The 8,906-nt window shown below is 73.0% G+C and carries 11 protein-coding genes; 7 read left to right on the top strand and 4 right to left on the bottom strand.

From position 1 onward, the window contains the following. Positions 1-195 precede the first annotated feature (195 nt). Entirely contained in the window at positions 196-519 is a 324-nt protein-coding gene (locus tag LADH09A_RS07205; RefSeq protein ID WP_238644089.1) for a plasmid stabilization protein, read from the top strand. 56 nt (positions 520-575) lie between these two features. Here the strand turns inward: LADH09A_RS07205 and LADH09A_RS07200 are convergent, their stop codons facing one another. From LADH09A_RS07200 to LADH09A_RS07190, 3 genes are all read right to left on the bottom strand, one after another. After that, a complete protein-coding gene (locus LADH09A_RS07200) occupies positions 576-983 on the bottom strand; it encodes a four-helix bundle copper-binding protein (RefSeq protein WP_238644088.1) in 408 nt (135 codons plus the stop codon). Between the two features lie 79 nt (positions 984-1,062). Continuing rightward, positions 1,063-1,776 (bottom strand): GAF and ANTAR domain-containing protein, encoded by a 714-nt coding sequence (locus tag LADH09A_RS07195; RefSeq protein ID WP_238644087.1) that lies wholly within the window; start codon positions 1,774-1,776, stop codon positions 1,063-1,065. A gap of 249 nt (positions 1,777-2,025) precedes the next feature. Then, entirely contained in the window at positions 2,026-3,027 is a 1,002-nt protein-coding gene (locus tag LADH09A_RS07190; RefSeq protein ID WP_238644086.1) for a hypothetical protein, read from the bottom strand. A 103-nt stretch (positions 3,028-3,130) separates the two neighbouring features. Between LADH09A_RS07190 and LADH09A_RS07185 the strand changes: the two genes are divergently transcribed. The 6 genes from LADH09A_RS07185 to LADH09A_RS07160 all read left to right on the top strand — a co-directional run bounded on the left by LADH09A_RS07185 (position 3,131) and on the right by LADH09A_RS07160 (position 8,043). Beyond that, positions 3,131-3,592, top strand: coding sequence for a hypothetical protein (locus tag LADH09A_RS07185; RefSeq protein WP_238644085.1), 462 nt, complete (start codon positions 3,131-3,133; stop codon positions 3,590-3,592). A 78-nt stretch (positions 3,593-3,670) separates the two neighbouring features. Then, positions 3,671-4,066, top strand: coding sequence for a VOC family protein (locus LADH09A_RS07180; protein ID WP_238644084.1), 396 nt, complete (start codon positions 3,671-3,673; stop codon positions 4,064-4,066). A 119-nt stretch (positions 4,067-4,185) separates the two neighbouring features. After that, positions 4,186-5,364, top strand: coding sequence for a sensor histidine kinase (locus tag LADH09A_RS07175; protein ID WP_238644083.1), 1,179 nt, complete (start codon positions 4,186-4,188; stop codon positions 5,362-5,364). Then, on the top strand, positions 5,354-6,562 hold the full coding sequence (locus LADH09A_RS07170; protein WP_372492237.1) for a hypothetical protein: 1,209 nt from the start codon (positions 5,354-5,356) through the stop codon (positions 6,560-6,562). Before LADH09A_RS07175 ends, LADH09A_RS07170 begins: the two co-directional genes overlap by 11 nt. Next, positions 6,535-7,248 carry a response regulator transcription factor gene (locus LADH09A_RS07165; RefSeq protein WP_238644082.1) on the top strand — a complete coding sequence of 238 codons (714 nt, stop codon included), beginning with the start codon at positions 6,535-6,537 and terminating at the stop codon, positions 7,246-7,248. The genes LADH09A_RS07170 and LADH09A_RS07165 overlap by 28 nt, the downstream gene beginning before the upstream one ends. A 72-nt stretch (positions 7,249-7,320) precedes the next feature. Continuing rightward, on the top strand, positions 7,321-8,043 hold the full coding sequence (locus LADH09A_RS07160) for a hypothetical protein (protein WP_238644081.1): 723 nt from the start codon (positions 7,321-7,323) through the stop codon (positions 8,041-8,043). On the opposite strand, the gene LADH09A_RS07155 is transcribed toward LADH09A_RS07160, so the two are convergent. Further along, positions 7,925-8,905 (bottom strand): GlxA family transcriptional regulator, encoded by a 981-nt coding sequence (locus tag LADH09A_RS07155; RefSeq protein ID WP_238644080.1) that lies wholly within the window; start codon positions 8,903-8,905, stop codon positions 7,925-7,927. The genes LADH09A_RS07160 and LADH09A_RS07155 overlap by 119 nt on opposite strands. Position 8,906 lies beyond the last annotated feature (1 nt).

Here is an 8,906-nt window from a genome sequence, read left to right as displayed (position 1 = left end):
CGCGCGGGCCGGGACGGCCGGCGCTGTTCCGTCCCGGCAACTGCCTGCGGAGCGACGGTCGGGCAAAAGGGGTCGACGCACTCGTTTGACCTATGTGGCGACTGGGCATCGTGGCCGAAAAGCGTGAGTACGACCCGGCCCAGGAAGACCGAGCCGGGTCTCGACCTCACCCGACGGCGGCTGCGGGAGGCACCGATGCCAGCAGGATCGAATTCCAAGAGGGAGCGGCAGTACGAGCACATCAAGGAGAGCGCGCAGGAGCGGGGCGCCTCCACCGGCCGGGCCAAGGAGATCGCCGCCCGTACGGTGAACAAGGAACGGGCCCGCTCGGGTGAGGCGCGCACGTCGAGCCGGTCGTCGCGCAACGACGTCTCGTCCGGGCACCGTGGTGGTAAGCGCTCCCACAGCGGCGCCCAGGGTCGCACGAAGGAGCAGCTCTACAACGAGGCGAAGCAGCGCGGCATCAAGGGGCGCTCGTCGATGTCGAAGGCGGAGCTGGAGCGCGCCCTGTCGAAGTAGCCAGTCCGCGTGAGCGGTGCCGACGCACGTCGGCTGCCCGGCACCGCGCGCCGCGGTCAGCTCATCGTGGCCAGCAGGTCCCGACAGGCCCGCTCGCAGGCCCGGCAGGCGTCCGCGCAGACCCGGCAGTGCTCGTGCATGTCGGCGTGCCGGGCACACTCGTCACCGCAGGACTTGCACGCCGTGGCGCACGCCTCCAGCAGGCTGCGGCTGAGGTTCGCGTCGTAGCCGGTGTGCCGGGACAGCACCCGGGCTGTGGTGGTGCAGATGTCCGCGCAGTCCAGGTCTGTCCGGATGCACTTGGTCAACTCGGCGACCATGTCCTCGCTGAGGCAGGCGTCCGCGCACGCGGTGCACGCCTGGGCGCAGTCGTTGAGGGCGTCGATCGTCGCCGCGAGCTTCGCCCGGTCCAGGTTGATCGACTTCGGGTACGTCTCCAACATCGGCATCGTTGTGCTCGGCATCGAGGAATCCTCTCGTCGGGTTTCCTCGGCCCTACCCGAAGTCTCGCCCCGCACACGTCCGGCCGTGGCCGGATGGCCGTCAGGCCCCGGATGTACCGGCGGCCCGGTCGACAAGGGCCTGGGCCACGTCACGAACCTTGCGGTTGGAGTCCTGCGAGACCTTCGACAGGATCGCGAACGCCTCGGCGGGGCCGCAGCGCCGCTCGGCCATGACGATGCCCTTGGCCTGCTCGATGACCGCCCGGTTGGCCATCGCCTCGCGCATCTGCCGGGCGAGGTTCGCGGTGCTGTCGTAGAGCTGGGCGTTGGACAGGGCAACCGCGGCGTACGCGGCGAACGTCTCCAGCACCGCCACGGTCTCCTCGTCGAAGGCCTCCGGTGTCTGGGCGTAGACGTTGAGCGCCCCGACGACAGCGTCCTGGATCGGCAGGCCGATCGACACCGAACTGCCCAGGCCCTGCTTCCGCCCGCGGTCCGCCCACTCGGGCCACCGGCCGTCGGTGGCGAGATCGGGGACGGACAGGACGTCGCCGCTGGCCGCAGCCTCCAGGCACGGGCCCCGACCTTCGGCGTACTGCCGCTCGTCCATCTCCCGGGCCACCTCGTCGGTGAACGCGGCCGTATGTCCGACGCCGCCCCGGACCAACGTGACAGACACCTCCACCGGCACGGGCAGGACGCGTTTCGCGAGCTCGGCGACCCGTTGAAGGACCTCGTCGAGGTCGACCTCGGAGAGCTTGATGCTTCCCAGCTCGGCGAACGCGCTGGCAGGGTCCGACGGTAGGCGGGGCATGTGCACCAGGTCCTCGGGGCCGGCGCACCCCGCTGGGCAGCGGAGCCGAGGGGGCGCGAATGGCAGCACGCGGTGGCGAGCTGCTGCACAGGCCCACGGGGCGGACCTGGGACCCACGCCGATCACTTGACGCCGGCTCGCCACACCCCGTCCAGGGGCGCGGGCTACAGGATTTTCACCCTACTCCCCCGCCGGGAAGTGGGCCGCGACGAAATCCCTGGACGGGGGCCGGTCAGGCGCCGACACGGCTCAGAGGGGCCCCAACAGGGCGGCCAGCGCCTCGTCGCCCTGGCCGAGCTGCGCCCCACCCGTCGGTGGTGCGATCAGGAAGCGTCGGCAGCCGTCGAGTTCCACGTAGCGGTCGGGTCCGGCACCGCCGTCCAGCGGGCGCAGCACCGCGAAGCGGGACGCCGGGGTCCTGCAGTCGGCCACCGCTCGGCGGTTGGCCAGACCCCGGAGCAGGCCCGCCTGACGCTCGGCCGGCAGCGGGCCGCCGTACACGAAATCGCCCGCCGGCTTGCCGCCACCCTGTTGCGACGCGGGCACCTCGTAGACGCAGAGGCGCAGCGGCCCGGCGGTCGCGGACGGGGCCGGCGCGGGCGGCCCGGGACGTCCGTTGCTGGTCTCCACCCACACCATGTCCGCCCACCGTTGCGCGCATCCGGCGGCCTCGGCCGCCGGGGATTCGACCTCCCCGACGGTACGGGTGTCCACCGTGGTCCACGGCAGCCCGGCGAGCGCGTCGGTCACCTCGGCACGCGGCCTGCCGCAGGCGTTCGTGGGCAGGTACGGCCGCAGCCAGCGCCCCCGGTCGTCGAGCAGGGCCAACCAGGGAGGGATGACCATGTCGGCGGTGCAGGCGATCTCGCCGTCGGTCTGCTCGTCGGGCAGGCGCAGCGCGGCGAGCAGCGGTGCGATCTTTTCGGCACGCCGCTCCGTGGCGGTCTGCTCCTGGCCTCCGTTGGCGCCCGGCCGGATCTCCCGACCGCAGGTCACGGCGGCGACCGGGGTGAACGCGGGGTCGATGCGGCCGATCTTCGGCTCGGCCACGGTCGGTGTCGGCGTCGGTGTGTTCGGCACCGACAGCACCGCGCCGGCCCGTGGTGCCTCGGTGGCGCAGGACGTCCACGATTCGACGATCTGGGCCGGGCCGGGCTCCTCGGCCACGCCCGGCCCGACGGCCGTGTCACCACAGCCGCCCAGCGCGATGCCGAACAGGGCGAACGCCAGTACCGTCCGAAACGAGCGCATCCGGCTCACCACCTCTCCACCGGTTGATGGGACGGACGAGGCGGGCGCTCGGTTCCGGCACGGGAAGAGGGAACCGGCGCCTGCCGTGTGGCGTCACAGCGGGATGGACAGAGTTCGCGCGACGGTCCTCGGCGTGACCGCGTTGCTCGCCCTGGTGGGGTGCACCGGGCCGGACACGACTGTGCGGCCCGCACCGGCAAGCCCACCTGCGACGGCTGCCGTGCGTCTCGTCGAGGAGCAGCAGGCCGACCTGCACCTCTGGGTGAGCAACCAGTCGTTCGCGGACGACTCGGTCGTTCTGCGGGTCAGCATCGACGGCACCGGGATCGTCGACCAGCACTTCGCGGTCGAGCATCAGCACAACTGGTTCCTGTTTCCGGTGCGGGTCCCACCGGGTCTCCATGTGGTGCGCGTCGTCTCGAACACGGGAGTCGAGATTCAGGAGACCTTCACGATGCCCGAGACCGGGCGCCAGTACGCGGCGGTCGACTACGGGAACCCCGCGCACGGTGGTGCTCGGCACGTCAACTGGTTCATTCGGTCCACCCCGATCGCGTTCGCCTGACCGAGCGGCGGCGTGACGCGAGTGACCGGCGGGGACGCTGCCGGCTGCGCCCGGCCGACCCGGCGGCATGATGGTCGAATGGCACATCTGGGACTTGTCGCGCTGGTGGTCGGGGAGTACGACGAGGCGATCGACTTCTACGTCGGCGCCCTCGGTTTCGAGTTGGTGGAGGACACCGCCCGGCCCGACGGTTCTCGGTGGGTGGTGGTCCGCCCGGCGGGCGCCCGGGAGACGGCGTTGCTGCTGGCCAGGGCGAGCACCGCCGAGCAGAGGGCTCGGGTCGGCGACCAGACCGGCGGCCGGGTCGGGCTGTTCCTGTACACCGAGGACTTTGCCCGGGACCACGCCCGGATGGTGGCCGCCGGGGTGCGCTTCCTGGAGGAGCCGCGCCACGAGGCGTACGGCTCGGTCGCGGTCTTCGCCGATCTCTACGGCAACCGGTGGGACCTGCTCCAACCCCGCAGCACAGGGTGACGCATTAGCGACACTCCGCGCACAACCGGGTCAACACAGCCCACCGGTCATGCTATTGTCCGATGTCGATCTCTACCGCACGGACCCGGACCGGGTCGTTGTCGGAAGGACACTTCCCGATGCCGGCCGTTGCCACCCCGCCCGTGCCGCCGCCCACGCTGGACAGTCCGGCCGGTGGCGCGTTCGGCCTCATCTTCACCACACTGCCGGCGCTGCTGCGGCTGACCTGCGGGTTGGTCGGTGCGTCGGTGGCCCTGTCGGTGCAGACCCCGCCGGTCGAGCCAGCCGTGTTGCTGCCCGGCGTCGCCGCGCTGACCGGCTGGTCGCTCTGGTACGCGCACCGCGCGCTGCGCCACGGGATCACACCGAGCCTGGTCGCCGGTGACGTCGCGGTCACCGCGGTGGCCTGCCTCCTCATCCCCGTCATGGTGGCACCCGGGGTGCTGCCCGGCGAGGGCAGTTGGATCGCCGTGCTGGCCAGCACCACGGTGATCAACACTCAGGCCACCGCCCCGGCACGCTGGTCCATCCCGGCCGGGCTGCTCGTCGTCGCCACGTACGTGGCGGGCGCGCAGGCCGCCGGCAACCCCGCCGAGGCTCGGGCGCACGCCGCCACCCTGTTGGTGCAGACGGCCTGCACGGCGATGATGACGGCGGTGATGCGTCGACGGATCGGCCGGGCGGACAGCGCGTTCGTCGAGCATCAACGGTTGACCCGGGAGGCGTTGGTCGCCCGAACCGCCCGCGAGGCGGAACGCCAGCAGAATCGCGACCTGCACGACACCGTGCTCGGCACGTTGACCATGGTCGGGCTGGGTGCGGTGTCCGGGCCCTCGACTGCCTTCCGCGACCGGTGCGCCGCCGACCTGCGTACTCTCGTCGCGCTCACCGACGTCGGCCCGGTGGCCGGCGACGGCCCGGTGCCGCTCGACGGGCGGTTGCGGTTGGTGGTGGCCCGCCTGCCCGAGCTTCCGGTGCACCTTGACCTGGCGTCGTCCGCGGTCCCGTCGGGAGTGGCCGACGCGATCGGTGAGAGCACCTACGCGGCGCTGTCCAACGTGGTCCGTCACGCGCCGGGCGCGCAGGCCACGCTGCGGCTGAAACGCGACGCGATCGGCGTCGTGGTCGAGGTCGTCGACGACGGCCCCGGCTTCGACCCGACCACCGTCCCACCCCACCGGTACGGGATACGCGAGTCGATCGGTGGCCGGATGGCGGCGGTCGGCGGGCGGGCCGACGTGCACTCGGCACCCGGCACGGGCACCCGGATCCGACTGGAGTGGCCCGGTGTCGGCTGACCTCGGCGCGCCAGCGCACACCGCCGGTGCACCGGAGGCACCGCACACGACCAGCGTGCCGGTCCCCCGGGAGCCCGTCTCCGCCGAAGGGCTCGCCGCGCCGGCCGCCGTCGCGCAGGCGTCCGACCGGGGTGCCCGGATCGCCGCCGTCGCGATCGCGCTGGCCTGGCACGTCGCGATCGGGTTGCCAGCGGTGTGGGCCGCCCGCACGGAGTTCGCCGCGCCGGCGGTGGTGCTCGGCGCCTGGGCGCTGGTCGCGGTGGCCGGCGCGGTGGCCGGGGTACGGCTGCTGCGCCACTCACCGCTGCCACCGTGGCCGTTGGCAGGGCTGCTGCTCGCGGTCGACGCGGCCGTCTTCGCCGCGGTCGGTGAGCGGCAGCTGTTCACCGCCGCCAACTGGGTGTGGGGCACGCTCGGCTGGTTCTTCGTACTGGCCCTGTGGGGTCGGCGGGTCGCGGGGCTGATCGCGCTGCTGGCCACGCACGCGTGCATCGCGTTGGTCGCCGTGCTCTGGCACGGCCCCGACCCGGTCGACGTGGCCCGCTACGTGATGTACGTCTACGGCACGTTCTCGCTGCCGGTGGCGGTGTTCGTGGGCAGCACGGTGATCGTCTCGCTGGCTCGGGAACGCGCCGCCGTCTCCGCCGCCGGCCACACGATGGCGGCGGAGCGCGACGCCGCCGAGCGTGGCCTCCGCGACCGCCGCGACCGGCTCGCCCTGGTCAGCTCGGCGGCCGGGCGGGTGCTCGGGGAGCTGGCCGCCGGCCACGCCGACCCGGACGACCCGGAGGTGCAGCGCCGCAGCGTGCTGGCCGCCGCCCGGCTGCGCCGCCTGATCGCCGAGTCCGACGACGTGCCCGACCCACTGCTGCACGAGTTGCGGGCCGCCGCCGACCTGGCGGAACGCAACGGCCTACCGATCGACCTGGTCACCATCGGGGCCCCGCCGCCGCTGCCGGTGGAGATCCGGCGCCGGCTGGCCGACCCGCTCACCGGCACCCTCGCCGACGCCGAGGGCTGGGCCCGGCTGACCGTGGTCTCCGGCCCGAACGAGGTGGTGGTCAGCCTGGTCACACCCGACCGGGAGGGGCCGGAGGCGACCGGCCCGCCACCCGGGGAGTACGACGATGGGCAGGTGCAGCACCTCTACGAACGGGACGGGAACATCAGATGGGCGCAGACCCGGTGGCAGCGATGACCGGCGAACGGCCGATCGGTGTGGCGATCGTCGACGACCATCCCGTCGTGGTCGAGGGGGTTCGCGCCTGGCTCGCCACCGAGCCGCGGTTGACCGTGCTGGCCACCGGCGACGACCCGGACGAGGTGCTGCGGGCGGCGCCGGACGCCGACGTCGTCCTGCTCGACCTGCGGCTGCACGGGCGGATGGCGTTGGACAAGTTGGCCGAGCTGAGCACCGCCGGGCGGCGGGTCGTGGTCTATTCCGAGCACACCGACCCGCAGACCATGCTCGCCGCGCTGGACGCCGGGGCGGTGGCGTTCCTGGCCAAGCACGAGGGGCGGGAGCACTGCGTGGCGACCGTGCTGGCCGCCGCGAGCGACCGCCCGTACGTGCCGCCGGCGCTGGCCGGGGCCATGGTCGGCGACCCCCGGCCGGACCGGCCGATGCTGTCCGACAAGGAACGCGAAGCGCTGCTGCTCTGGTTCCAGTCGATGTCCAAGGCGTCGGTGGCACGCCGGATGCAGATCAGCGAGCACACGGTGAAGCAGTACGTCGACCGTGCGCGGATCAAGTACACCCGGGCGGGGCGGCCGGCCGCCACAAAGGCGGCACTGCTCGCCCGCGCGATCGAGGACGGCCTCGTCCGCCCGGAGGAGATTGGCATCTACCGGTCACAGGCGGCGCACGACCGGCCGACCCCCTAACAGGCGTCATGACATCGGCCCACCGATCAGACAGGCTTCACCACACAGCCAGCTGATCGGGAGGTCGTGACGATGCACGCCGACGCGTCCCCCTTCTTCATCGGTCCGCACCGGTTCGACGCTCCGGACGACGAGGTGGGGCCGACCCTGGACCGCCGCTACAACCTGCGTCCGGTGCACGGTGAACGGGTCCTCTCCCGCCACCGTCTGCTGGTCGCGGGCTACCTGCTCGGGCCGAGCGAGACGCGGCGCCGTTGGCAGCTGCCCGAGCCGGTCGCGGTGACCGTCACCGACCAGCGGGTCTGCTGGGTGGGCAGCGGTGCCCACCTGTCGCTGGTCGCCGACGCCGCGCCCCGGGCACGACCACCCGCCCGGCTGAACGGCCTGATGAGCGGGCAGATCCGCTGGCAGTGGCCGTCCCGGTTGGAGCTGCCGGTCGCCGAGCAGGACGCGCCCTCGCAGCTACTGATCGTCTGCGACGCGTTGCGCACCATCCAACAGCCCGCGTTGGCCCTCGGCGGCCCGGCCGGAGAGATCGTGGCGCTGGCCCGACAGGTCCGCCGGGCGGTGGCCATGTTCCGGCTCACCCGACCTCAACTGGTCGACCTCTCGGCTCAGGAGCGCGACGTGCTGCTGCTGCGGGCCGGCCCCGCCCTGCTCGCCGGGGACACCCGGGTCACGCTGCCCGGCTCGCTGCCGGTGGAGTTCCACTCCCGGGACGACTACTACCGCTCAGGGCCGGAGCCGACCCCGTGGCGCGGGCTCGCAGGCGGCGCAGCATCCGGGCATCGCTGAAACCGACGGTCCGGGCGGCGGCCTCCACGGTGGTGCCGTGCCCGATCAGGTGCTCGGCACGTTCTACCCGCAGCACCTGCTGGTAGCCGAGCGGGGTGAGCCCGGTGGCCGCGCGGAACAGCCGGGTCAGCGTCCGTTCCGCCAGGCCGCCGGCAGCGGCGAGCTCGGCCAGCGGCAGCGTCTCGGCGTACCGGCTGTCGATCAGATCCTGCACCCGGTGCACCGAGTCGGACAGGTGGGAGCGGTGCCGCATCATCGCGCTGGCCTGCTGCTCGTGCCCGTTGCGACGGGCGTAGACGACCAGCGTGCGGGCGATCTTCGCGGCGGTCGACGGGCCGTGCCGGGTGGCCACCAGGTGCAGCGCCACGTCGATGCCACTGGCGATGCCGGCCGAGGTGACCACCCGGTCGTCGACCACGTACAGCACGTCGCGGATGACCTGGGCCGCCGGGTGCCGGAGGGCCAGGTCGTCCTGCACCTCGTGGTGGGTGGTGCACCGTCGGCCGTCGAGCAGCCCGGCCCGCCCGAGGGCGTACGCCCCGGCGCAGACACTGGCCACCGTGCCACCGGCGGCATGGTGCCCGGCCAGCCGCCGCAGGTCGCCGGGCGACACCGGCTCCTCCGGCCCGTGCGCCGACGGTCGCCAACCGGGCACGATGACCAGGTCGTCCGGGGTCAGCTCGGGCCACCGGGTGTCGGCCACCAGGGGTACGCCCTGAACGGTGGTCACCTGCTCCCGCTCGGCGACGTAGTGCAGCCGATAGTCGAGACCGAGGTCGGCGGCGCTGGAGAAGACCTGGGCCGGCCCCGCGAGGTCCAGCAGGTGCAGCTGCGGGACCAGCAGGAAGACGACCCGGGTCATC

Source organism: Micromonospora cabrerizensis (genome assembly GCF_022230955.1).
GTDB classification, from domain to species: Bacteria; Actinomycetota; Actinomycetes; order Mycobacteriales; family Micromonosporaceae; genus Micromonospora; species Micromonospora cabrerizensis.
This window is presented reverse-complemented; position numbering and strand designations above follow the sequence as displayed.